This window comes from Curtobacterium sp. VKM Ac-2861 (genome assembly GCF_013204965.1).
In the GTDB taxonomy this organism is placed as follows: Bacteria; Actinomycetota; Actinomycetes; order Actinomycetales; family Microbacteriaceae; genus Curtobacterium.
Genome location: NZ_JABMLA010000005.1, coordinates 180,479 through 204,918, shown reverse-complemented (window position 1 = coordinate 204,918; position 24,440 = coordinate 180,479). Strand labels below are relative to the sequence as shown.

At 72.4% G+C, this 24,440-nt stretch carries 20 protein-coding genes; 10 read left to right on the top strand and 10 right to left on the bottom strand.

The annotated features are described in order from the left end of the window. Nucleotide 1 precedes the first annotated feature (1 nt). Entirely contained in the window at nucleotides 2–1,351 is a 1,350-nt protein-coding gene (locus HQQ88_RS14095) for a M23 family metallopeptidase (RefSeq protein WP_173169795.1), read from the bottom strand. A 64-nt stretch (nucleotides 1,352–1,415) separates the two neighbouring features. Beyond that, on the bottom strand, nucleotides 1,416–3,083 hold the full coding sequence (locus HQQ88_RS14090) for a hypothetical protein (RefSeq protein ID WP_173169794.1): 1,668 nt from the start codon (nucleotides 3,081–3,083) through the stop codon (nucleotides 1,416–1,418). A gap of 86 nt (nucleotides 3,084–3,169) precedes the next feature. Here HQQ88_RS14090 and pyrE point away from each other — a divergent pair, with 86 nt between their 5' ends. Both pyrE and HQQ88_RS20210 read left to right on the top strand, forming a co-directional pair. Then, the gene (gene pyrE, locus HQQ88_RS14085) at nucleotides 3,170–3,721 is read left to right on the top strand and encodes an orotate phosphoribosyltransferase (protein WP_071404348.1); all 552 of its coding nucleotides are present in this window, start codon (nucleotides 3,170–3,172) and stop codon (nucleotides 3,719–3,721) included. Further along, nucleotides 3,718–5,997, top strand: a complete 2,280-nt coding sequence (locus tag HQQ88_RS20210) for a septum formation family protein (RefSeq protein WP_173169793.1) — start codon at nucleotides 3,718–3,720, stop codon at nucleotides 5,995–5,997. Before pyrE ends, HQQ88_RS20210 begins: the two co-directional genes overlap by 4 nt. Before the next feature lie 178 nt (nucleotides 5,998–6,175). Here HQQ88_RS20210 and HQQ88_RS14075 read toward each other — a convergent pair whose 3' ends face one another. Continuing rightward, complete coding sequence (locus HQQ88_RS14075) at nucleotides 6,176–7,129, bottom strand: aldo/keto reductase (RefSeq protein ID WP_173169792.1); 954 nt, start codon at nucleotides 7,127–7,129, stop codon at nucleotides 6,176–6,178. A 111-nt stretch (nucleotides 7,130–7,240) separates the two neighbouring features. On the opposite strand from HQQ88_RS14075, the gene HQQ88_RS14070 reads away from it, so the two are divergent. Next, a complete protein-coding gene (locus HQQ88_RS14070) occupies nucleotides 7,241–7,885 on the top strand; it encodes a HEAT repeat domain-containing protein (protein ID WP_159573565.1) in 645 nt (214 codons plus the stop codon). 392 nt (nucleotides 7,886–8,277) lie between these two features. Here the strand turns inward: HQQ88_RS14070 and HQQ88_RS14065 are convergent, their stop codons facing one another. Continuing rightward, nucleotides 8,278–8,967, bottom strand: a complete 690-nt coding sequence (locus HQQ88_RS14065) for a metal-dependent transcriptional regulator (RefSeq protein WP_123293578.1) — start codon at nucleotides 8,965–8,967, stop codon at nucleotides 8,278–8,280. Nucleotides 8,968–9,004: 37 nt separating this feature from the next. Between HQQ88_RS14065 and HQQ88_RS19940 the strand changes: the two genes are divergently transcribed. Continuing rightward, on the top strand, nucleotides 9,005–9,883 hold the full coding sequence (locus HQQ88_RS19940; protein ID WP_173169791.1) for a CPBP family intramembrane glutamic endopeptidase: 879 nt from the start codon (nucleotides 9,005–9,007) through the stop codon (nucleotides 9,881–9,883). A 168-nt stretch (nucleotides 9,884–10,051) separates the two neighbouring features. Here the strand turns inward: HQQ88_RS19940 and HQQ88_RS14055 are convergent, their stop codons facing one another. Together HQQ88_RS14055 and HQQ88_RS14050 are read right to left on the bottom strand one after the other, a co-directional pair. Further along, the gene (locus tag HQQ88_RS14055; RefSeq protein ID WP_173169790.1) at nucleotides 10,052–10,864 is read right to left on the bottom strand and encodes a methyltransferase domain-containing protein; all 813 of its coding nucleotides are present in this window, start codon (nucleotides 10,862–10,864) and stop codon (nucleotides 10,052–10,054) included. Between the two features lie 2 nt (nucleotides 10,865–10,866). Continuing rightward, entirely contained in the window at nucleotides 10,867–11,664 is a 798-nt protein-coding gene (locus tag HQQ88_RS14050) for an HAD-IIA family hydrolase (protein ID WP_111086157.1), read from the bottom strand. Between the two features lie 182 nt (nucleotides 11,665–11,846). Here HQQ88_RS14050 and HQQ88_RS19610 point away from each other — a divergent pair, with 182 nt between their 5' ends. The 4 genes from HQQ88_RS19610 (at nucleotide 11,847) to HQQ88_RS14030 (ending at nucleotide 14,510) form a co-directional block, all read left to right on the top strand. Continuing rightward, nucleotides 11,847–12,542 (top strand): TetR/AcrR family transcriptional regulator C-terminal domain-containing protein, encoded by a 696-nt coding sequence (locus HQQ88_RS19610; RefSeq protein WP_173169789.1) that lies wholly within the window; start codon nucleotides 11,847–11,849, stop codon nucleotides 12,540–12,542. Nucleotides 12,543–12,592: 50 nt separating this feature from the next. Next, nucleotides 12,593–12,889, top strand: a complete 297-nt coding sequence (locus HQQ88_RS14040; protein ID WP_123937459.1) for a DUF4190 domain-containing protein — start codon at nucleotides 12,593–12,595, stop codon at nucleotides 12,887–12,889. Nucleotides 12,890–12,908: 19 nt separating this feature from the next. Next, nucleotides 12,909–13,775 (top strand): hypothetical protein, encoded by an 867-nt coding sequence (locus HQQ88_RS14035; RefSeq protein WP_173169788.1) that lies wholly within the window; start codon nucleotides 12,909–12,911, stop codon nucleotides 13,773–13,775. Nucleotides 13,776–13,862: 87 nt separating this feature from the next. Next, entirely contained in the window at nucleotides 13,863–14,510 is a 648-nt protein-coding gene (locus HQQ88_RS14030; RefSeq protein WP_173169787.1) for a TrmH family RNA methyltransferase, read from the top strand. Between the two features lie 91 nt (nucleotides 14,511–14,601). On the opposite strand, the gene HQQ88_RS14025 is transcribed toward HQQ88_RS14030, so the two are convergent. After that, nucleotides 14,602–15,597 carry a LacI family DNA-binding transcriptional regulator gene (locus HQQ88_RS14025; protein ID WP_123937463.1) on the bottom strand — a complete coding sequence of 332 codons (996 nt, stop codon included), beginning with the start codon at nucleotides 15,595–15,597 and terminating at the stop codon, nucleotides 14,602–14,604. A 472-nt stretch (nucleotides 15,598–16,069) separates the two neighbouring features. On the opposite strand from HQQ88_RS14025, the gene HQQ88_RS14020 reads away from it, so the two are divergent. Beyond that, nucleotides 16,070–16,750, top strand: a complete 681-nt coding sequence (locus HQQ88_RS14020) for an endonuclease domain-containing protein (protein WP_173169786.1) — start codon at nucleotides 16,070–16,072, stop codon at nucleotides 16,748–16,750. Between the two features lie 92 nt (nucleotides 16,751–16,842). Here HQQ88_RS14020 and HQQ88_RS14015 read toward each other — a convergent pair whose 3' ends face one another. Genes HQQ88_RS14015 through HQQ88_RS14005 form a run of 3 tightly spaced genes read right to left on the bottom strand, consistent with a single transcriptional unit; the run spans nucleotide 16,843 to nucleotide 20,524 of the window. After that, on the bottom strand, nucleotides 16,843–19,077 hold the full coding sequence (locus HQQ88_RS14015) for a YhgE/Pip domain-containing protein (RefSeq protein WP_173169785.1): 2,235 nt from the start codon (nucleotides 19,075–19,077) through the stop codon (nucleotides 16,843–16,845). Continuing rightward, entirely contained in the window at nucleotides 19,074–19,862 is a 789-nt protein-coding gene (locus HQQ88_RS14010) for a hypothetical protein (protein WP_173169784.1), read from the bottom strand. The genes HQQ88_RS14015 and HQQ88_RS14010 overlap by 4 nt, the downstream gene beginning before the upstream one ends. Continuing rightward, on the bottom strand, nucleotides 19,859–20,524 hold the full coding sequence (locus tag HQQ88_RS14005; protein WP_173169783.1) for a TetR/AcrR family transcriptional regulator: 666 nt from the start codon (nucleotides 20,522–20,524) through the stop codon (nucleotides 19,859–19,861). The genes HQQ88_RS14010 and HQQ88_RS14005 overlap by 4 nt, the downstream gene beginning before the upstream one ends. Nucleotides 20,525–20,685: 161 nt before the next feature. Between HQQ88_RS14005 and HQQ88_RS14000 the strand changes: the two genes are divergently transcribed. After that, nucleotides 20,686–24,360, top strand: coding sequence for a S8 family serine peptidase (locus HQQ88_RS14000; protein WP_173169782.1), 3,675 nt, complete (start codon nucleotides 20,686–20,688; stop codon nucleotides 24,358–24,360). Nucleotides 24,361–24,440: the final 80 nt, after the last annotated feature.

Genomic DNA, 24,440 nt, shown 5'->3' with positions numbered 1-24,440 from the left:
GCTAGAAGGCGACGCCCCGCGCGGACATGAACGGCACCGGGTCGGTCGTGGCGCCGTTGATGTGTACCTCGATGTGGCTGTGGCACCCGGTGGACTGGCCGGTCGAGCCGACGAGCGCGATGAGCTGCCCCGCGGAGACCTGCTGGCCGATGCCGACCCGGAAGCCGCCGTTGACGATGTGGCCGTAGGCCGTCTGGACCCCGTTGCCGTGGTTGATGCGGACGTAGTTGCCGTAGCCGCCGTACCAGCCGACGTAGTCGACGGTGCCGGCCGACGCGGCGACGATGGGCGTCGAGCAGCCGCTGGCCAGGTCGGTGCCGTCGTGCTTGATGACGGTGCCGTAGATCGGGTGCACGCGGTAGCCGTACGGGCTGATGACGTAGCCGCTGGCCGGGCGGACCCAGCCCTGACCGCCACCCGAGCCGGCGGAGCCGCCACTGCCCGAGCCGCTGCTGCCGGAGCCGCCACCGCCGCCGGACGATCCGCCGCCGGCGTTCGCTGCTGCCGCTGCCGCCGCGGCCAGTTCTCGGGCGGCACGGGCTTCGGCCTCGCGCGCGGCCTTCGCCTCAGCTGCCTTGCGGACGCGCTCACCCTTGGCGAACTCGGCCTCGGTCCGGACACGGCCGGAGACCAGGGTTGCGAGCTGGGCGTCGAGCCGGGCCTTGTTCGACTGCTGTTCGTCGTACGCGGTCTGCACGGCGTCGGAGGCGGCCTGTGCCTCTTGCATGCGGGCCTCGGCCTTCGCGGCGAGCCGCTCGAGCTCCCCTGCAGCGCGGTCGGCTTGGGCCTCGAGCGACCGGGTGACACCGGCGTCGACGGCCGCGGCGGCCTGCACACGTTCGGCCTGTTCGGACAGCTTGCTCAGCGCGCCGAGGTCGTAGAGCAGGTCGCGTGCGTCGTCACCCTTGGTGAGCACCGAGGTCGTGACGTCGGCACCGCCCGAGCGGGCCATCTGCGCGGCGAACTGGCCGGCCTGCGCGGCGCTCTGCTCGGCGACCTTCGCGTGTTCGTCCGCCTTCGCGCGAAGCTTCTGCTCTTCTTCCGCCTTTTTCTGCGAGACGTTCTGGGCCTCGTAGAAGACGTCGCCGAGTTCCTTCGCCTTCGCCTGGGCGGCCTCGACCTTGGCGTCGAGGTCGCTGATGATGCCCTTGATCTCGGTGATCTGCCCCTGCTTCGCGGATTCCTTGCCGCGGGCGTTCTTGACCTCGTCCCACGTGGGGTAGGTCACCGCCTGGGCAGTGGGTGCATCGACGACGACCGTGCCGACGAGGCCCGCGAGTGCCAGTCCGGTGACGGCGAGGCGGAGGCGCACGGAGGCACGAGGGGTGCGGTGGCTGGTGGGGCGAGACATCGACCACGAGCCTATACATCCGTACAGAGAAGATCGGACGCCGACGCGCCGCTGTGGACAACTCCTAGAACCCGCGCTCCTGACGGATCTCGTCCGCACTGCCGACCACGTCGCGTCGGAGGACGTCCGCGCCGGAGGTCCCCGCGTAGTCGTAGACGTCGAACCCCGTGCAGTGCGTGATCGTCGCCGGGGCACCGAGGGAGTCCTCGACCGCGGTGGTCCACAGGTCGTGCGACCCGACCACCACGAAGGTCGGGTCGGCGTCCCGGTAGGCCCCGAGGTCGACGAGCCACGGGTACGTGGCGAAGGTGTCGCGGACCTGCAGCAGCTGCACGTTCGTCGCGGAGTACGTGGCGAGCGGCCGCACCGTCCAGAACTGGCCGACCCCGGTGACCGATCGTCCGTCGGCCCAGCGGTCCAGGCAGGACGACGGCGTGTACCGGGCGGTGGCGACGGCGTGCGCGGTGCTCGGGGCGGTGGCGACCCCGGCGGCGAGGACGGCGACGGCGGCGATCGCGACGGTGGCGCGGACCCCGCGGAACGGCCGGTGCACGCGGGTGCGGCGGACCGCGGTGCGCGTGAGCTCGGCCACCGCGACGAGGGCCAGCAGCGGTGCGGTGACGACGGGCTCGAGGTACCGCGGCGTCTCCGACCCGACGAGGACGACCCCGATCGACGCCGCGACGACGGTCACCAGGGGCAACGCGGTCGCGACGAGCACGGTGCGCGCGGTCCGGACCCGCCAGGCCCACACCGTGCCGCCGACGGTGACGAGCACCCCGACGAACATCAGGAACAGCCCGGCGTCGCCCGCCGCCGTGCCGGCTCGCACGTCGGTCAGCGCCGCGAAGAACTGCAGGGTCTCCACCGCGCGCGACGGCCGGACGTAGGTGGACGGGTCGAGTGACACGAAGGGCTGCAGCGGGATCCGCACCAGGTACCCGAGCAGCGACCCGACCGTCACGGTGCCGGACAGCAGCAGCGCGGGACGCCACGGCACCCGGCGCACCGCCGCCAGCAGCACGAGCGTGACCACCACGGGTGCAGCCGACCACGGCACGTACAGCGGGTTCGACGCCGTCGTGCACAACGCCACCAGCCCGAGCACCACGAGCACGACGACCGACGCCCGCCCGACCCGCACGGCGCGGAGCACGAGCACCGCGGTGCCGAGCATCGCCAGCACCACGCCGTAGTAGTACGTCGTCGTCAGCAGCAGGGACGCCAGCTCGAGCGACGTCGCGGTGCCCGACGACTCCGTCAGCACCAGCAGGGTCACGAACGCCACGCTCGCCGCCGACACCGTGATGCGGGCCGCTCGTCCGGCCGACGGCATGAGCTCGTTCGCGGCAGCCCGCACCAGCGCGTACACGGCCAGCAGGACGAGCACCCCGTTCAGCGCCAGCGCCTGCTGCGGGGTGCCCGTGACGAGGGCGCAGAGCAGGTAGACCGGCAACTCGGGGAAGAAGAACAGCGCCGGGGACATCGCCCACTCGAACGGTTGCCCGAGCTGCATCGACCGGTGCACCAGGGGCAGCAGCACCGAGTCGCCGTCGTACCAGAGCAGGGCGACCCGTTCCGTGGCGACGACGTGGCGGAGGGCGATGACGGACAGGGCCAGCGCGACCAGGGCGCCCAGGGCCTCCCGTCCGATCGCCCCGGCCACGCCGCCGGACCGACGGCCGCCGGACGGAGCCGGCGCCACGGCGGTGCGACGCGGTGCTCGGGGCATGTCCCGGAGCGTACCGAGGGCTGCTCGGGACGACCCCACAGGACGGGGGAGCGCGCTGCGAGCCCGACCGGCTACCCTTGTGCGCTGTGACCGACGCGCGCGAACAGTTGATCCAGTACATCTCCTCCGAAGCGGTGTTCCACGGCGACTTCACCCTGACCAGCGGGAAGAAGGCGACGTACTACATCGACCTGCGGAAGGTCAGCCTGGACCACCGGGTCGCGCCGCTGATCGGTCAGGTCATGACCGAGCTCGTGCAGCAGGTGCCGGACGTCTCGGCCGTCGGCGGACTCACCATGGGCGCCGACCCCATCGCCAGCGCCGTGCTGCACCAGGCTGCCGCACAGGGCCTGACCTACGACGCCTTCGTCGTCCGCAAGGAGCCCAAGGACCACGGCCGCGGCAAGCAGGTCGAGGGCCCGGACCTGAAGGGCAAGCGCGTCGTCGTGCTCGAGGACACCTCCACCACGGGCGGCTCGCCGCTCAAGGCGGCCGAAGCGCTCGAGCGTGAGGGCGCGATCATCGCCGCCGTCGCGGTCGTCGTCGACCGCGACACCGGCGCCAAGGAGACCATCGAGGCAGCCGGGTACCCCTACTTCGCAGCCATCGGGTTGGCTGATCTGGGGCTGACCGCGTGAGCGGGGAGCGTCCGGACGACGCGCGCGACCCCGAGGACACGGCCGGCCCCGCAGCGGCGGCCGACGGTGCCGACGGGGTGGACGGCCAGGAGGCCCGGCGCGCGTCCGACCCGGACGCTCCGTTCCACGGTCTCCGCAGCGCCGCGGACATCTTCGGCGCCCCGCGGGGCGAGGAGGACTGGCCCTCGCGACGGGAGCGCCGCGAGGCCGAGCGCACCGCGCGCGAGACGGGCGCACCGTTGCCGGAGCCGTTCGAGGCTGCGACCCCTGAGGCCTCGGCCCCCGAGGCACCCACCGCACCTGCTGCTCCGGTGCTGGACGACGGCGCGACGCAGGCCATCTCGATGCCCGAGCAGCTGTCGGCGCCGTCCGAGAGCCCGGACGCCGCCGCCGAGCACGAGCGCTCCACCCTGCACGACCGCATCCCGCCGGCCGCCGTCGTGCCGCCGAACCCCACCGCGCCGCACCCCTCGTCGATCGTGCTGCCGACCGCGCAGACCCACCGCGACGAGCGCGCCGCGGCGTCGCAGGCCATCGAGGACGAACGTCGCCGCGTCGACCCGTTCGGCGAGGGCCGTGCCGACGTCGACTGGCTCGGCCGTGCGACTGGTTCCGGCGCACCCGTCCCGCCCACCGGGCCCGTCGTGCACCAGCCGCTCGGCGTCGAGAACGTGCTGCCCCCGTCCGAGGAGCCGCCGAGCTTCACCGACCTGCTCCGGATCGCCGGCACGGGGTCCGTGCCCACGCAGGGCGCCGGACCGGACCGGCCGTTCGACTGGGCCATCCGCGACGACGAGACCGGCGAGGTCCCGACGGCCCTGACCGGCGACTCGTTCGACACGACGGCGTTCGGTGGCGGCGGTTCGTGGTCGTTGGCGGACGAGACCGATGCCGATGCCGAGGTCGTCTCCGGCGAGGTCGACACCCCGGTCGACGGGGTGCCGCAGGCGCTTCGGACGTTCCCGGTGCCCCCGGCCGTGCCGAATGCTGCTGCGGCGGCTGCGGTGTCACCTGCTGCTGTGCCACCGGCTGCTGCCGTGCCGCCAGCTGCTGTGCCGCCGGCGGTTCCCGGTGACGGGCCGCTGGCTCCCGCGGAGCCGACCGAGGCCCCGGACGCGACCCGCTCCGCTGCCGAGGGTGACGGGGCGGACGCGGCCACGGGCCTCCCGGACGCCGCGACCACCGCACTGCCGGTCGCCGGGACGCCCTGGTGGTCCGAACCCGACGCGACCGTGCCGCCGACCGCTGCGCCGCCCCTCGTCGAGCCCGCTGCGTCGCCCGCGTACCCGGCGCACCTGCCGCCCGCGGTGGGCCAGGACCTGGACGCCGTCCTCGGCCTGCGCCGGGACGACACGGGGGCGCAGCCCACGGCGTTGCCGGCCGCGGCGCCGGACGAGCTGGACCAGTCCGAGTGGGACGGCCGCGAGACCAGCGACACGAGTGCGATCAAGGACTTGTTCGGCACCGAGGCCGTCGGGCAGCTCGGTGGCACGGGGTACGACCCGGAGGACACCGGGACGCGGATGATGCCGGCGGCCGCGGTGCCGTCGGCTGCTGCCGGTGCCGGTGCCGGGGCGTCGTCGCCTGCGCCCGTGTCATCCAGCCCGCCGGTCGAGCGCGACAACTTCATCAACCAGGGTGCGGCGCGCCTGCGGAGCGAGGGCAAGCGCGGCAAGCAGCTGCTCGTCTACGGCTCGATCGCCCTGATCGTCGTGCTCATCGTCCTGGTGTTCCTGCTGTCGAAGTGGATCCTCGGGAACAACATCTCCGACCAGGAGATCGCGCCGACGAAGTCCCCGGCGGCAGCGTCATCGGCTCCGGCGACTCCTTCGACTGCGGCGTCTGCCGCTCCCTCGGACGAGGCCGCTGCTCCGGCTGCGACGCTCCAGTTCGCCACCACGCCCGCGCTGCCGGGCGAGCACGCCTGGACCGACCTGGCCGGCGGGGAGTGCCTGTCGCCGTTCACCAACGCCTGGGCGCAGAGCTTCACGGTCGTCGACTGCGCGACGCCGCACATCGGGCAGCTCACCGCACGGATCGCCGTCGACGGGGACGCCTACCCGGGGGCCGAGGCCCTCGCGACGCAGGCGGCCGACCAGTGCCAGTCGGACGCGGCCCTGAACGCCTCGGCGGCTGCGGCCGTCGGGGACGTGCAGGTGCAGGGGTCGTACGCGCCGGACCAGGCGACGTGGGACCAGGGCGACCGGTTCATCTCGTGCTTCGTGACCCGGTCGTCGGGGCAGGAGCTCACGGCGTCGTTGGCGCCGGGGGCGTAGGGCGGCTGCTGCGGCGGCGGCGGCGGCTGCGGCGGTCGACGTGGAACGACACCGTCGACGTCGTACGACATCGATGTCGTCGCCCGTTGCCCGCCGGTGATGCCCGCGTGTGCAACGAACGACATCCCCGACGTCGTGCGACGTCGAGGATGTCGTTCGGGGTCGAGGCGGGCGCGGGTCAGGCGGCCGCGGGGACCTTCGCCGACACGTCGGACAGGGTCTGCAGCTCGTCGGCGCTGAGCTCGAGCTCCGCCGAGGCCAACAGCGCCGGCAGCTGCTCGGTGTTGCGGGCGCTGGCGATCGGCGCGACGACGTCCGGCTGCGCCTGCAGCCACGCCAGGGCGACGGTCGCGAGCTCCGTGTCGCGGGCCTCGGCGATGGTGGACAGGGCGTCGACCACGGCGAGTCCCTCGTCGTTGAAGTAGCCCGAGACCTGGCCCTCGCGGTCCTTACCGGCGAAGTCCTCCTTCGAGCGGTACTTGCCGGTCAGGAACCCGGCGGCGAGAGCGAAGTACGGCACGACGCCGAGGCCGTGCGCGTGGGCGAGCGGTGCGATGTCGGACTCGTACGGCTCGCGGGTGACGAGGTTGTGGTGCGGCTGGATCGCGACCGGCTGCGCGAGGCCGTTCTCGGTCGCGATGCGGATCCACTCCTCGGCGCGGTCCTTCGAGTAGTTCGAGATCGCGGTGTAGCGGACGATGCCGTCCGTGACGAGCTGGTCGAAGGCGCGGACGGTCTCCTCGAGCGGGGTCGACTGGTCGTCGAAGTGCGCGTAGTACAGGTCGATCCGGTCGGTGCCGAGGCGCTGCAGGCTGGCACGGGCGGCAGCGGCGACGGTGTCCGCGCCGAGGCCCTGGAACTGCGGGTGCTGCGAGCCCTTCGTGGCGATGACGACGTCGTCACGCTTGCCCGAGGCCGCGAGCCACGAACCGATGACCCGCTCGGACTCGCCGCCCTCGTTGCCGGGGGCCCACGCGGAGTACACGTCGGCGGTGTCGATGAAGTCGCCGCCCGCCGCGGTGTAGGCGTCGAGGACCTGGTGGGAGGTCGACTCGTCCGCCGTCCACCCGAAGACGTTGCCGCCGAGGGCGAGGGGGAACACGTGGAGGTCGCTGGTGCCGATGCGGGGCATACGGGGGTCCTTTCGTGGTCGGGCGAGCGGTCCTCGATGCGAACCGCTCCTCGGCCGACGCTATGCCCCGAGGCTTGACACGGCCCCGGTGGCAGCGGGTTGCATGGACCCATGACCGCACTCACCGATGCCCTCGCCGACCCCCGTTCCTCGGTGCGGCTGCAGGCCGTGATGGCCGCCGGGACCACCCCGGATGCGGCCGACCTCGACGTGCTCGTCGAGCAGTGCGCCGTCGAGCCGGACTTCTTCGTCCGCGACATGCTCACCTGGGCGCTGACCCGGCACCCGTCGGCCGACGTCGTCGCGCGGGTGGTCCCGTCGCTCACCCGTTCCGAGCCGCAGGCCCGCAGTCAGGCGTTGCACACCCTGTCGAAGGTCGGCGACCCGTCGGCTTGGCCGTCCGTGCGCCCGTTGCTGGCGGACCACGACGACGACGTGCTCCGCGCCGCCTGGCGGACCGCCGTCGCGCTCGTGCCCGACGACGAGCGGGGCGACCTGGCCCGGACGTTGGCGGTGCAGCTCGGGGTCGGTCCGCGCGAACGGCGGCTCAGCCTGTCGCGGGCACTGGTCGGGTTGGGCGAGGAGACGGTGGCGCCGGTGCTCGCAGCGGCTGCAGCCCGGGGCTCCGACGCCGTGCGGGACCACGTCGCCGACACGGAGCGGCTGTTGCACGACCCGGACGCTGCGTCCGCGCTCGCCCTCGAACGGGCTCGGCGCGAGGTGGCGCTCGGCCGCACCCGGTCCGCCAAGGGCTAGGGCCGGTGGGCGCGCCCGGCTGGGCGGGTCGAGTGGTCGAGAACCGTCGGCGTTGCGGTGGTGGGGCGGGCGCGTCGCGCGGTCACGAAACCCCGTGCCCTGGGCGCCGAGTGGTCGTGAACCGTCGGTCGCGGGGCTGTCGGGCGGCGGTCCCTGGCCGCTCGGCGGACGTGAGCGGGGTGTCGTGACCAGTGGGGGCGACGGACGGGAGGCGCGTGGCGGCCGCGCACCGGGCCTCCCGTCCGACACCACGCGCGTTCGCGGGCCGCGGTGCGGTCGCGACGCCCCGTGCCCTGGGCGCCGAGTGGTCGTGAACCGTCGGTTGCGGGGCTGCCGGGCGACAGATGGTGACCGCTCGGCGGACGTGAGCGGGGTGGCGCGGGCGGGCCCGCTCAGTCGGCGTCGGGAGCGAGCCAGATCGCGGTCGCGGCGGCGGCGGGCAGGTCGACGAGCGCCTCGGCGCCGTCCGCCCCACGTCGGGAGACCGCGATGACGCCGGCGTAGTCCCGCACCCGCTCGACCCGCAGGTGGGTGCCGAGGCCGACCCCGAGCTCGTCGAAGTACCGCAGCAGCGAGGGGTCGTCGTCGGACACCCGGTCGACGGTGCCGCACGCGCCGGGCTCGATCGCACCGAGCAGCGTGCCGAGCGTGGCGGGCACGGTGCCGTCCGCGGCAGGGATCGGGTCGCCGTGCGGGTCGTGGGTCGGGTGCCCGAGGTCGGCGTCGACCCGGTCGAGGAACCGCTCCGACACCGCGTGCTCGAGCGCCTCGGCCTCGGTGTGGACCTCGTCCCACGTGTAGCCGAGGCGGGACACCAGGAACGACTCGATCAGCCGGTGCCGCCGGACCATCGCGACCGCGACCTGCTGCCCGAGCGGGGTGAGCACGACGCCGTAGTACGGGGTGTGCTCGATGAGGCCGTCGCGGTCGAGCTTCTTGAGGTTGCCGGACACCGTCGAGGCCGACACCTTCAGCGTCGCCGCGATGTCCCGCGTGGCCAGTCCGGCGCCGCCGCGCTCCCCGGCCTTCCAGATGAGCTTGACGTAGTCCTCGGCCATGGTCGACAACGAGGGCAGGCGCATACCGCCAATCGTACGGCTGCACTGGTACAACCGGGACGTGCACCAACCCCGTCGTCGCCGCTGGCCGGTCCCGCCCTCGCTGCTCATCGGCCTCGCGCCCCTCGTGGTCTTCGCGGCGATCAGCGCGTGGCGGTCACGGCCGAGCGACGACTACCCGACGCTCGGCCAGACGGTCGACAGCGTCGTCCGCGCCCTGGTGATCCCCGAGGGCATCGCCGCCGTCGCGCTCGCCGTGGTCGTCACCGGGCTCGGGTGGTGGCGGATCGCGACCGTCGACCGCACCCGGACGCCGCTGCGCTGGTCCGCGCTCGCACCGGCGCTGGTGCTCGTGGTCTGCCTGGTGCGGCTGCCCCTGATCGACTGGACGGCGCTGCCCGCGCACTACTTCCTGCTGCTCACCGTCGGAGTGCTGTTCGTCGGGGTGTTCGAGGAGCTGATGGCCCGGGGCATGCTCCTGGTCGGCCTCCGTCGCCGGGTGCCCGAGTTCGGGGTGTGGGCGCTGTCGTGCGTGCTGTTCGGGCTGCTGCACCTGCTCAACGCGCTCGCCGGGGCCGGGATCGGACCGACGATGATCCAGGTCGTGTTCGCGGCGTCGTTCGGTTCCACGCTGTACGTCGCTCGCCGAGTGACCGGTTCGCTGCTCGTCCCGGTGCTGCTGCACGCGTTCTGGGACTTCGGGTCGATCGGGTACTCCGCGACCGCTGACCCATCGGACACGGGTCGCGTCGTGGTGCTCGGCCTGATCGGGCTGTTCTCGTTCGCCGTCCTGGCGTTCGGGATCGTCGCGGGCGGCATGGTCGCGTGGCGTGACGACCGGCCGCGTCGCCTGGCGAAGCGGTGGCGTTCGGTGCCGCCGATGGCGGCCTTCGCCCTGGAGGCCCGTGGCGACCTGGCAGCGCCGGCCCCGGCCCGGTAGCCGCCCGGCTCCAGAGCCCGGCGCGCGCCGGCGCGCGCAGCGCAGAGCCCGGCGCGCTTCCGCGCGGCACAACCAAAGTGCGTCCGAACCGCGCGGAAACGCGGCGCGGATGCACTTTGGTTGTGCGCGGCGCCCGGCGCGCTTCCGCGCCCGGTGGGGAGCCGTCCGTCAGGGCTTGCGACCGACGGCGAAGACCCGACGGAACGGGTACACGGTGCCGTGGGTGCTCGCCGGGTACGCCTCGCGCAGCGCCGCCCGGTACTGCTCGACGTACTCCGCCGTCAGCGCACCGGAGGGGTCGGCGGCGTCGAGGGCAGCCAGTGCCGGTCGCAGCCCGGTACCGCGGACCCAGTCGAGCACCGGGTCCTCGCCCGGCAGCAGCTGCGCGTAGGTCGTCTCCCACGCGCGCGCCGCGAACCCGGCGTCGAGCATGATGCCGAGGTAGCCGGCGGGGTCGAGCACCGGGTCCTCGCGCAGGACACCGTCGAGCGCTGACGCCCAGGGACCGGAGGCCCCGATAGACCGCATCAAGGCGTGCGACGGGGACCCGAAGTTGCCCGGCACCTGCATCGCGAACCACGATCCGGACGGCATCGCGTCGAGCCACCGCGGCAGCAGCTCCACGTGCGACGGCACCCACTGCAGCGCCGCGTTCGTCACGACCACGTCGTCGGTCGGCCCGGGCGTCCAGTCCTCGATCGCACCGAGCTCGAACGACAGGTTCGGCAGGCCCGCCAGAGCGGGGTCGGCCGCAGCCGACGCGAGCATCTCCGCCGAGCTGTCGATCCCGACCACCGGCGACGAAGGCCACCGCGCTGCCAGCGTGGCGGTGAGGGACCCGGGACCGCAGCCCAGGTCGACGACGCGACGCGGGGCCTCCCGTCCATCGTCCGCTGGCCACGCGACCTGCGCGACCAGGTCGTGGAACGGACGCCCGCGGTCGTCCGCGAACGCGGCGTACCGCGACGGGTCCCAGCGCATCGCTACAGCTCGACCTCGAAGGGGGCGGTGCGCACGAGTTCGTGCACGCCGGAGATGACCTCGCTCGGACGGAACGGGTAGCGGTCGATCTCGGCCTGGTCGCTGATGCCCGTCATCACGAGGACGGTGTGCAGCCCCGCCTCGATGCCGGCCTGCACGTCGGTGTCCATCCGGTCGCCGATCATGCCGGTGTTCTCGGAGTGCGCGCCGATGCGGTTCATCGCCGAGCGGAACATCATCGGGTTCGGCTTGCCGACCACGTACGGCTGCTTGCCGGTCGCCTTCTCGATCATCGCGGCGATCGCGCCCGTGGCGGGCAGGACGCCCTCGGCTGACGGGCCGGTGGCGTCGGGGTTGGTGACGATGAAGCGGGCGCCGTCGCGGATCAGGCGGACGGCCTTGGTGATCGCCTCGAACGAGTAGTTGCGGGTCTCGCCGACGACGACGTAGTCGGGGGCGGTCTCGGTCATGATGAACCCGGCTTCGTGCAGGGCGGTGGTCATGCCGGCCTCGCCGATGACGAACGCGGAGCCGCCGGGCATCTGGGACTTGCAGAAGTCGGCCGTGGCGAGGGCGCTCGTCCAGATGCGCTCCTCGGGGACGTGCAGGCCCGAGCTCCGGAGCCGGGCGCTGAGGTCACGCGGCGTGAAGATCGAGTTGTTCGTCAGGACGAGGAACTCGGTGCCCTCGTCGAGCCACTGCTGGATGAGCTCGGGGGCACCGGGGAGGGCCTGGTTCTCGTGGACGAGCACGCCGTCCATGTCGGTCAGCCAGCACTCGACGTCGTCGCGGGTCGCCATGGCTTCACCCTACTGCGCACGGCCGACGGGCCGGCCCGTCAGACGGGTTCCTTCGAAGGGGCCGGGAGGCGCGGATCGGCTCTTGCGCGTCGCCTCCGGACCCGAGATGGTCGAGTCACCGAACGCCACTCGGCTTTGCCCTAGGCTTTTCGGGACACGTACCGAATCAAGGAGAACCCGCCGTGCTCGTCGAACCCGGATCCCCGACCGCCACGCCCCGCCCCGCTGCGGTGCCGGACCTGGAAGCGGCTCCCGATCTGGTCGAGGCGACACCGCGACGACGACGGGGCCGGCCCAACGTCCTGAGCCGCGAGCAGGTGATCGACGCCGCGACGGCGATCGCGAACGAGGACGGCCTCGACCGCCTGTCGTTCCGTGCGCTCGGGGTGCGGCTCGGCGTCGCGCCGATGACCGTGCACCGGACCATCGGCGGCCTCGACGACCTGCACGGTGAACTCGTCCGTCGCACCGTCGACGAGTTCACCGCCACCTTCGTCTGGCCGGACGAGTGGCACGCCGTGGTGCGCACCTTCGCCACGACGTTCCGCGACCTGATGCGCACCCACCCCCTGGTGCTCGAGTCGCACAGCCGGCGCGGGGCCCTGGTGTCCACCGAGTCCGACGCCGTCGTGGCGAAGGTCGTCGGGGCGCTCCGTTCTGCCGGGCTGCCCGATGCCGAGGCGATGTACGCGTTCTTCGTCGTGTACGACTTCGTGGTCGGGCACACCTCGGTGGAGATCGGGCGGGGCGATGCCGAGGCCGGGCGTCCCGAGCGGCACGCGCTCGTCGGGGAGCTCCTGGGGGAGCACTCGTACGACGCACGCTTCGCGCTCGGGCTCGACGTCCTCATCGCCGGGATCGAATCGCGCGTCCGCTGAATTTCGGTACGCTTCCCAACAAAAAAAGATGTGAGATACCGTCTTTCACGATGTCCACTCAGTACCAATCCCCACAGTCTTCCGTTCCGCAGCCCTACGGTTCCGTCCCGCACCGCACGAACACCCTCGCGATCATCTCGCTCGTCGCGGCGTTCGTCGCACCGCTGATCGGGTTCATCCTCGGTCTCGTCGCGATGTCGCAGGCGCGCAGACGATCCGAGGGGGGCCGCGGCCTCGCGCTCGCCGCGGTCATCGTCGGTGGGGTGGTCACGCTGCTGTACATCGGGCTGTTCGTGACGATCGCGGTCCTCGCGGCGAACGCCCCCGATCCGACGTACTCGTACTGACCGACCACGCACGTCGATCATGAGCACCACCGATCCGGCCGCCGCCCTCCGTGCGAAGGCCGCCGCGCAGCAGGGCAGCGCCCGTGCACTGGTCATGACGATCGTGTGGGCGGCGCTCCTGCTCGCCGTCGGCGTCGTCGTCGGGTACGCGCTCGGGTCCGTCCTCGGCACCATCCGGGACATGACCGTCAACAGCGTGTTCTCGGACACGCCGGACCCGGAGTACCCGTGGTGGGCGATGCCCGTCGCGGTCACGGGGTCGGTCGTCACGCTGGGCATGTACTCGAAGTGGAACCACCGCTTCGCAGGCCGGGCGTCGGAGTTCGTCGGGGTGGGACCGGTGAGCATCTGGCTCGTCGGCGCCGCAGCCGGGCTCTGGTGGACGACCGCGACGCAGTGGGCGCCCGTCGACCGCGTCGGGACCACCGTCGACCCGGCGTTCGGCCGCGACGAAGTCTGGGGCATCGGCGGCTGGATCTGGTACGCCGCTGCGTGGTGGATCCCCGCACTGGTCACCGCGCTGGCGCTGGTCGCCCTGATCGGCGGGACGGTTGCACGCCGCGGGCAGGGCGGCCGACGCGGTCGGCTCGAACAGCTGCTGCGTGCGGGGCGCCGGGTCGACGGGATCGTCACCGCGGTCAGCGGCTCGACCGCCCACGACGCCTCCTTCACGCTGCTGCGCTGGACCTTCACGTTCACGGACCTCCAGGGACAACAGCGCTGGGTCGACCGGACCGAGGGGTTCGGCGACGGAACCGGCCCGGTGCTCGGAGCGACCGTCGTCGTCGTGTTCGACCCGACCCGTCCGAGTGATCGGAAGCGCATCTTCGCGGCGACGAACGCCGGTGCCGTGCCGGAGGACTTCCTCCGCCCGGGTACGCAGTGACACCGTGACGCGGCGGGCGTTCGGCTGGACCACGTTCGTCGGACTCGCGCCGACCGGCCCGGTTCGCCGCGGCTCTACCCTGGAGGCGTGACCGACGAGCCCGCCCCGACGCACGAACTGACGACGAACGGCGTCGGCCCGCACCCGGAGCCCTGGCCGGACGACCCACGGCTCGACCCGGAGCTGCTGGCGGCGGGGGACTCGCGGAACGTGCTCGACCACTTCCGGTACTGGTCGATGGACGCCATCGTCGCCGAGCTCGACACCCGCCGGCACGCGTTCGACGTGGCGATCGAGAACTGGCAGCACGACCTGAACATCGGGTCGATCGTGCGGAGCGCCAACGCGTTCATGGCCGGCACCGTGCACATCATCGGGCGGCGGCGCTGGAACAAGCGCGGCGCGATGGTGACCGACCGGTACCAGCACGTCCGGTACCACCCCGACGTGCAGGCGTTCCTGGCCGCGATGGCCGAGGAGCAGCGCCCGGTGATCGCGATCGACAACACCCCCGGCGCCGATCGCATCGAGACCGCGGCGATCCCGGAGCGGTGCGTGTTCCTGTTCGGCCAGGAGGGCCCCGGGCTCACCGACGCCGCGGTGGCCGGTGCGTCCGGGCACCTGGAGATCACGCAGTTCGGGTCGACGCGGAGCATCAATGCCTCGGCGGCGGCTGCGATCGTCATGCACAGCTGGATCGTGCAGCACGCGGCGCCTGCCGACGCGACTTCGTGAGCAGAAATGGTCGGGTACGGGCCCTGGACCCGACCATTTCTGCTCACGAGGCGGGCGTGACGGACGCGGGACGGGCCTCCCGTCAGCCGCGTCAGCGCGGGGCGGTCGTGCGGCGAGCGACCAGGCGGGGCTCGACCAGGGACTCGGTGGCGGCCAGCCCCGGGTCGGCGATGCGGGCGAGCAGGCGCTCGCCGGCGCCGCGGCCGATCTCGACGCTGCGGTCGTCGATGCTCGTCAGGCCGACGTAGCGCGTGGCGGCGACGGGGGTGTCGTCGTAGCCGATGACGGAGACGTCCTCGGGGACCCGGAGTCCGCGTTCGGCGAGTTCGGACAGTGCTCCGAGGGCCATCACGTCGTTGGCGGCGAACACCGCGGTGACGTCGGGGTGCTCGTCGAGCAGGGCGCCGAGGGCGCGGGAGCCGGCCTCTTCGGTGGGTTCGCCGGGCAGGACCACGACGGCGGGACTTGCACCCGCACTGGCCGCGACGGTTGCCTCGAACCCTGCGCGGCGTTCCTTCGACGCCGCCGAGCTCGCCCCCACGAAGCCGAGCCGCGTGTGGCCCAGCGCGAGCAGGTGCTCCGCCGCCATCCCGCCGCCGGCCCGGTCGTCGTTCGCCACGGTGTCCGCGCGGGGGATCGACACGCGCCCGCCGGCGATGACGACCGGCATCGAGGCCGGGATCGCCAGGTCGGTGTCGGGTTCGCCGGCGATGACGATGCCCTCGACGCGCATGGACAGGAAGCCCTCGACCGGCGAGGCGTCGAGCCCCGTGTTCAGGAACCGGTCCGCGACGACGAGACGGTGACCCTGGTCCTGCAGGGCCTCGCGCAGCCCTGTGAGCAGGTCGACGAACCACTGGTTCCGGAAGTCGTCGAGGACCACGCCGACGGTGCGGCTGCGGGTGCCGGCGAGGGACACCGCGGCGGTGGAGGGCCGGTAGTCGAGCTCCTGGATCGCCGTGAGCACGGCGGCCCGGCGCTGGTCACTGACCCGGGGGGAGCGCTGCAGCACCAGGGAGACGAGGGACTTCGAGACCCCGGCGCGCGCGGCGACGTCGTAGATGGTCGCGGGTTTGCCGTCTCCCATGATGCGCTTCGACCTCCGTTGGTTCGTCCGTCGATCGTAGCGGGCGGCGGGGTTCCGTTCGGTGCGTCGAGTGAGCAGAAGACGACGGGTGCTGGATGCTCACCCGTCTTCTTCTGCTCACTCGGTGCGCGGTGCGAGTCCTCCACACGGGAGGCGCGGTGTGCGTTGTGCACAGAACAAACGTTCGGCCTGCGGAGGCGGGGCGCGGGGCGCGAGCGTGGTGCGCATGCAACCACGCGCACTTCCGCCATCGCTCCGCGGGCGAGCGTTCGACGTCGGAGCCGCTGACCGTGCGGGTGTTCCGCGTGAACGGCTCCAGCGCCGAGACCTCGTCTGCCCGACGCGGTCCATCCGCTGGGCGCGTGACCGTCAGCCGGACCAAGTCCAGCGAATCCAGGCACTGCGACCGGTCCTGTTGCCTGGCCAGTTCATCAGCCACCTGTCGGCCGCAGTCCTGTGGGGGCTCCCGATCATGTGCTCTGACGACGATCCGGTCCACATCACGAGCGTGCTGCCGCAGACCCAAGCCCGTCGGAGCGGGGTGGTCGGGCACCGCATCGCGGCAGAGCGCGCGTCGGTCCGACTTCGTCGCGGCATGCCGGCGAGCGCGCCTGACGCGGTCTGGGTCGAGTGCGGCGCGATGCTCGACGCCGACGAGCTGGTCGTGCTCGGCGACGCGATCGTCACCGAGCGCCGCTGTGCGACGACTCCGGGCGACCTCGCCGTCGCGCTCGCCGCAGCCGGCACCCGCCGTGGCGTCCGCAAGCTGCGGACGGCACTCGAACTCGTGCGGGTCGGTGCTGGCTCACCGCAGGAGACCCGGGCGCGACTGACGATCGTGCGCGCCGGATTGCCCGAGCCGGAGCTGCAGGTCGACGTGCTCGACGAGGCAGGGCGGTTCGTGGGGCGCGTCGACATGGCGTACCCGGAGCAGCGCATCGTCATCGAGTACGAGGGGGACCAGCACCGGACCGACGCCGAGCAGTGGGGTCGTGATCTGCGGCGCTACCGCGAGATGGAGCGGCTCGGCTGGGCGGTCGTGCGGTGGACGAAGTCGGACCTGGGCGTGCACGTGTCCGGCGCCGTCGACCACCTGAGGGAGCTGCTTGCGCATCGGACTCGTCTCGCTCCTCGCTCCGGTCGCACCGAGTGAGCAGAAGACGACGGGTCGCCTCGGGCCACTCGTCGTCTTCTGCTCACTCGGCGAACGCGGGGCGCGCGACGCTGCCGCGCCGCGCGCCCCCGCTACCCGATCAGGCTCGGGCGCAGGTCGCGCAGCGTGCGGGAGCGGGTCTGCCGCGCCGTGACCACGAAGGACACGAGCAGCGCCCCGAGCAGCCAGCAGAGCAGCACGCCCGCGTCGGACCACGCGGCGCCGAGGTTCCCGCCGTACATCGTCTGCCGGATCGCGTCGACCGAGTACGTCATCGGCAGCGCGAAGTGCAGCGCCGCCAACGGTCCGGGCAGCGTCTGCCACGGGAACGTGCCGCCGGCGGTGACGAGCTGCACGAGCATGAGCACCAGGCCGAGGAACTGTCCCACCGACCCGAGCAGCACGTTGAGCGCCATGATGACCGCCGCGAACGTCGCCGAGGCCAGCACCATGATCCCGATCGTGCCGCCGACGTGCACCACGTTGAGGTCGAGGGCGAAGCGCACGATGAAGAACAGCGCGACCATCTGCACCAGGCCGAGCAGCGCCGGGGTCAGCCAGCCGCCGAACACCACCGCGAGGGGCTTCCGCACCGCGGTGATCGCCCGCTTCGAGATCGGCTTGAGGATGAGGAACAGCGCGTACATGCCGATCCAGGCCGCGAGCGAGATGAAGAACGGCGCGAGGCCGGCGCCGTAGTTCGACGCGGCGGCGACGTTGTCGTCCCCGACCTTCACCGGGTCGGAGATGACCGAGGCCTGCGACTCGCGCTCCGAGGCGTTCGACGCGGGGATCTTCGTGCGGCCCTCGTCGAGCGACGCGGCGAGCTTCGATGACCCGGTCTTGAGCTTGTCCAAGCCGGAGACGAGCGACGAAGCACCCTCGTCGGCGGACGCTGCGCCAGTCGCGAGCGACGAAGCACCCGACGACAGCGTGGGTGCGGCGGACGCGAGCGCAGACGTGCCGTCTGCGACCTTCGAGGCACCCGTTGCGAGCGTCGACGCACCGTCCGCCGCCGACGAGATGCCCGAGGTCAACGTCGGCGCCGCTGCGGCCAGCTTCGACGTCCCGGCGGCGAGCGTGTCGGAGCCGTCCGAGAGCTGCTGGATGCCACTCGTCAGCGACGGAGCCTTCTCGGCGAGCTGCGACGCTCCGGCGGACACCTGCGCGCTGCCGGTCTTGAGCTTCTGCAGGTTGCCGGACAGCGCTCCGGCACCGGTGCCGAGATCGGCACTGCCGGTCTGCAGGTCGTCGAGCCCGGCGAGCAGCTGGGTCTTCTGCTCCGCGGTGAGCACCGTCGACGCCTGCACGACGGGCTTCAGCGATGCGACGAGTTCCGGCGACTGCGCGGAGAGCTGCTGGACGCCCGCGATGAACGGTGCGGCCTTGTCGGCCAGCTCGGCGTTGCCGCTGGCGACCTGCGACGCACCGGACGCGAGCGTCGCCGAGTCCGTAGGCAGGGTCGACGTCTGGTCGCGGAGCTGGTGCAGTCCGGTCTGCAGCTGCTGCGCCCCACTGTCCAACTGCTGCGTCTGCGACGGCAGCGCCGCCGTCTGCTGCTGCGCACTCGTCAGCCCTGAGGCGAGCGTGGAAACACCCGACGCCACCTGCTGCGCCCCGCTGTCCAGCTGCTTGGTCTGGGACGGCAACGACGCCGTGCCGGAGGCGAGTTCTGCTGCGCCGGACGACAGCTTGCCGGTGCCGTCCGCCAGCTTGCGGGCCCCCGAGTCCGCCTTCGCGGTGCCGGACGCGAGCTCATCGGCCCCGTCGACGGCGTCGCCGAGGCTGTCGCGGACGTCGGCGAGCCCGACGAGCAGGGTCTTCGCCGCCTGCTTGCCGACGCGCTCGGCGACGGCGGTGCGCATGGTCTTGCCGGCCTGCTCCGCGATCGTCGAGGCCAGGTACGAGTTCGTGTCGGCCGTCGTCATGACGAGCTTCGCCTGCGTCGGGTCGTCGGACTGCGCGGACACCAGGTGCTCGGAGAAGTCGTGCGGGATCGTGACGACGAAGTCGTAGGTGCCGTTCCGCACGCCGGAGCGCGCGTCGGCGGCGCTGGTCTTCGTCCACTTGAAGTCGGCGCCGTCGATCGCCTCCTTCGTGACGTCGGTGCCGTAGTCGACCTGGTCGCCGTCGAGGGTGGCCCCGGCGTCGAGGTTCACGATCGCCGCGGGGATCTGGTCGAGCTTGGCGTACGGGTCGCGGTTCGCCCACAGGTACGCGCCGCCGTACAGCAGCGGCACGATCATCAGGGCGATGAACGCCAGTCGTGCGAGCGGGGTCGCGGTGAGTCGCGCCAGTTCGGCGCGGACGAGCGAGGTGGTGGTCACGGGGTTGCCTCCGTCGGGACGGTTGCGGATTCTGCGGTGACGGAAGGGCCGGACGGGAGGCCCGGCTCGGTTCCGTCGGACAGGGCCGCGTCGTCGGGACCCTCGGTCTGGGGCGCGTCCTGCGCCGCGGCGCCGTCGTGCGTCTGGACGGTTTCGGTCGCCCGGATGGTTTCGGTCGTGTCGACGGTGTCGAGCAGGGCCTCGACGGTCGCGGCTGCGGCCTTCGAGGTGACGAGCACGACGGTCACGCCGCGTCGGGCGACGTCGCGGAGGACCGCGAACCACTCCTCGACGGCGCCGCCGTGCCGCTCGGGCGCGGTGACGACGAGGCCGGTGACGCCGTCGCGGAGCAGGGCGAGCTCGACGAGCAGTCGGACGCGCACGGCGGTCGGCACCCGCTGGACCGGGGTGTCGGCGTAGTGGCGCAGGCCGAGTTCCTCGAGCACGGTGTCGACGTGGTCGCGCGAGGGGCGCTGGGCGGCGAACGCGAGCTCCTCGCGCACGATCTGCTTGACGGTCATCACGGGGAAGGGCTCGGCGACGCCCGGGGTGTCGACGAGGGCGAAGGCGCGGCGCACGGCGGCGGCGTCCTCGTGCCCGTCGAGCAGCAGCCGCCCGGTGTCGGGCTGCATCCGGCCGCCGGCGACGAGCGAGGCGAGCACGGGGGCCTGCTCGGTCTCGACGGCGACGACCCCGGGGTGTCCGGGCGCGGCGACGGCGGAGACGACGGGCAGTGCCGCGCCGGGCTCTTCGCCGATGCCGACGTGGTCGAGTTCGAGCGTCATGCGGGGTCCTTCACGGGGGAGACAGCGGAGCCGGTGGCCGGGGCCGCGGGTTCGGACAGCAGTGCGGTGCGCCAGTCGATGCCGGCCATGCCGAGCGCCGACAGCACCACCATGCGCCGTCCGGCCTCGTCCGGGGTGCCGGACCGGGTCGCCTCGTCGAGGACGGCGATGCACGCACCCTCGACCAGACGCCCGAGGGTGGCGGGGTCGACGTCGTCGCGCATGGCGCCCTCGGCGATCCCGAGGGCGCACGCCTGGCGGACCTGGGCGCGCAGGGGTGCGAACACCTCGGCGACGGGCTCGGCGAACGGGCTGCGCACGGCGACCCGGGCCATGGACCGGACGTGCGAGACCTCGGTCCAGAGGGTCACGGCGATCGCGGCGAGCCGGGCGGCCGGCGGCAGCTCCTGCAGGTCCGAGGTGGTCGGCATGGCCGCGGCGATGCGAGCGGCGCCGGAGGTCACGACCTCGCGCACGAGGTCGTCACGTGACGGGAAATGTCCGTACACCGCGCGGCGCGAGAGCCCGGCGGCCGCGGCGATCGTCTCGATGGAGGCGTCCGGATCGCGCTGCAAGCAGGTCCGTGCTGCGTCGAGGAGGGCTGCCCGGTTCTCGGTCGCGTCGCGGCGGGGTGCGCGTGCGGGGTGGGGAGCAGTGGTCACGAACCCCATCGTAATAACGTGCACACGTGTGTGCAACTTAACAGGAAGACCGGCCCTCGAACGGGGGTGTCCCCCAAAGTGCGGACTGCCCTTTCTGAATGTAAGCGCATAACTTCACAGCAATCTCATGCGAACCACGGACTGAGCCTGGAGTGCCCTCTTTGAACCGTGCAACACCGAACCACGACCCGAACCCGACCCCGAACTCCCATCGCATCGCACGCGTCCTGACCGCCGGCATCGCCGCCGTGGCCCTGACGTGCGGCGGCCTCGCAGTCGGGGGCGCGGCCTCCGCAGCTCCGGCCGGGGTGTCGGTGGCCGACCTGAAGCTCTCCGCACCGCTGCGTGACGCCAAGCCCACCAAGACCGTCGCCGCCTTCGTGCGCACGACCGGCCAGGGTGCCCTCGAGGTGGACGCCGCCGCGAAGGGCGGTGACCTCACCAAGTCGCGGACCCAGTCCTCGGCTGCGAAGAGCCGCGTCAAGGCGATCGAGTCGACGACCGCGGCCGTCCGCGCCGCCGTGAAGCGCGCCGATGCCGACTCGACCGAGCTCTACTCGACCGAGTACACCGTCCCCGGTGTCGCGGTCGTCGCCGACGTCTCCGCGCTGCAGGACATCGCGAAGCGCTCCGACGTCGAGAGCATCATCCCGCTCACGCCGAAGAAGATCGTCGAGCCGACGGTCAACGTCGACGCGAGCGCCGCACCGTCCGGCGTGGACCCGAGCCTCGTGAAGCCGGGCGCCGACGGCGTCTCGCCGAAGAACGCCGCGAGCGACGTCTACACGCGCTCGCTCAACGCCTGGCAGCAGACCGGGCACACCGGCAAGGGCGTCAACGTCGCCGTCCTCGACACCGGCCTCGACTACACACAGGCGGACTTCGGCGGCCCCGGCACCACCGCGGCCTACCAGCAGGCCCTGGCGAACGCGAGCTCCGGCGCCCCGGACCCCGGCCTGTACGACGCGTCGAAGTTCCTCGGCGGGTACGACTTCGCCGGCGCGACCTACAACGCCGACCCGACCGACCCGGCCTACGACCCGGTGCCGGCTCCGGACGACAACCCCATCGACGGCAAGGGCGGCGACCACGGCACGCACGTGTCCGGCTCGATCGCGGGCTACGGCCTGACCGCCGACAAGCAGCAGTTCGACGGCGACTACACCAAGCTCACCACGCAGCAGGTGCAGGACATGTGGATCGGTCCGGGCACCGCGCCCGAGGCCGGCCTCTACGCCCTGAAGGTGTTCGGTGACGGCGGCGGTTCGACCGACGTCACGGGCGCCGCGCTCGACTGGGTGGGCCAGGCGCTCACCGAGGGCAAGGACATCAACGTCCTGAACCTGTCGCTCGGCTCCGACTACGGCGCACCGGACGACCCCGACAACGCCAAGATCGACGCACTGACCGCACGCGGCGTCCTGCCCGTGATCGCCTCGGGCAACGCCGACGACTTCACCGACATCGGTGGCTCGCCGGGCAACGCCGAGGGTGCGCTCACCGTCGCCGCGAGCGCCACCGGTCAGTCGCTGTACGACGGCGTGCAGGCCACGGCCCCCGCGAACGTCGCGAAGACCTACCGGTCGCAGTACTCGCAGAACTTCACGGGCACGCTGCCGGTCGAGGGTGACGTCGTCGTCCCGACCAGCAACATCGACGGCTGCGCCGCGTTCAGCGCCGCCGACGCCGCGAAGATCGCGGGCAAGGTCGTCTGGCTGAAGTGGACGGACGGCGCGCTCGAGTGCGGCTCCGGCGTGCGCTTCAACAACGTCCAGGCCGCCGGCGGCATCGGCGTCCTGCTCGCGGGCACGATCAACACCTTCGACTCGGGCATCGCCGGAAACGCGACCATCCCCGGAGCCGAGCTGACGCTGGACGCCGCCACGAGCCTCCAGGCAGCTGCCAAGGCGGGGACCCTGCACGTGCGCCTCGCGGACGAGCTCAAGGGCTTCGAACTCGCCACCGACCCGGAGGCCGTGAACACGCTCGCCGCGTTCACCAGCCGGGGCGTGCACGGGTCGTTCAACGACATCGTCAAGCCGGACATCGCCGGCCCCGGGGTCAACGTGATCTCGGCGGCCAACGGCACCGGTGACGGCCGCATGTCGATGAGCGGCACCTCGATGGCCACGCCGGACGTCGCGGGCATCGCGGCGCTGACCTTCCAGGCGCACCCGGAGTGGAGCGCACCGCAGGTCAAGGCGGCGCTCATGAACACGGCGACGCACGACGTCAAGGACGGCTCCCGATCGGCGACTCTGCTCCGGCAGGGCACCGGCCGCGTCGACGCCCTGCAGGCCGTGACCGCCGGCACCACCGTGCGGAGCGTGGAGAACGACCTGCTCGTCACCGCCTCGTTCGGTGTCGTCGAGGTCTCGAGCGCGACGACCGAGAGCCGCACCCTCCAGATCGCGAACACCGACGGCGTCGCGCACACCTACGACGTGGCCTACCAGCCGCAGGTGTCGCAGCCCGGCGTGACGTTCGCGCTCAACACGAAGCGTGTCACCGTTCCGGCGAACCGCACCGCGACGGTGAAGCTCACCTTCACGATCGCCGACCCGACGAAGCTCCGCCGCGTCATCGACCCCACCCAGGAGTCGGTGCAGCAGGGCTACCAGCGCGAGTTCGTCACCGCCGCCTCGGGCATCGTGGCGTTCACGCCGACCGACACGACCGCGGTGCCGCTGCGCGTCGGTGCGTACCTCGCACCGAAGCCCGTCAGCTCCGTGCAGGGTCGCTCCACCGTCGCCTTCACCGGCCCGGGCAAGTCGGCCGACCTGACGCTCAAGGGGCGCACGGTCGACCAGGGCGGCCTGACGACCGGCTACCACGCCGCCGTCGCACCGTTCGTACTCGGCGGGACCGACCCGGTCGAGTCGTTCCCGGCGGGCTCGGCGAAGCGCTCGCTGCAGGCAGCGGACATCCGCTCCTACGGCGCGAGCTACGACAAGGCCTCGGACACGATCGCGTTCGGCATCCAGACGGCCGGTCCCGACGCCAACCCCGGCGCCGTGACCAACGTCGAGGTGCTCATCGACACGAACCGTGACGGCGAGCCCGACTACCTGGTCTACAACGCCAAGTCCGCCGCGGTGGACGCGACGTTCGCGACGACGATCGACCTGGCCAAGGCCGCGTCGGACGACCCGGACGTCGACCCGGTCGTCGACGTCCAGCCGCTGAACGGCGGGGCACCCGGCCAGGACGTCAACACCTTCGACAGCTCGGTGAAGGTGCTCACGACCACGGGTGCGCTGATCGGCGCGAAGGGCAAGTTCACCTACTCGGTCCTGACCGAGTCGGCGTACGCCCCGGGTGCCGCGACCACGGGTTCCTCCGTGGTGGACGAGACGAAGAGCGCCTCGTTCGACCCGTCGAAGCCGGCACTGTCCTTCGCGCAGGGCCGCAGCACCGGCGTCCTGTTCGCCGACTCCGGCGCCCTCCGGGTCACCCGGGCCTCGGGTGTCACGAAGGCCACCGTGCTGCTCCTGCACCTCGGCAACGCGTCGGGCAAGCAGGCCGGCACGTCGACCATCTCGGTGACCGCGCCCAAGCTCGCGCTCGCCGCGGGCAGCAAGGTGACGGTCAGCGGGACGGCGAAGGTCGGCTCGAAGCTGTCGGCGAACCACGGCAAGTGGAGCACGACGAAGGCGACGTACAAGTACCAGTGGCTCCGCGACGGCAAGGTCGTGAAGAAGGCCACCGCTGCGACGTACAAGCTCGGCACCTCGGACGCGGGACACAAGTTCTCCGTCAAGGTGACCGCGCACGCCTCGGGCTACAAGGACGGCACCGCGACGTCCAAGTCGACCGCGAAGGTGTCGCGCAAGTAGTCGCCGCGAGCGCGTCCGCGCGACGCACATGGTGAGCAGAAGATGTCGGGTCCCGCGTTCGGACCCGACATCTTCTGCTC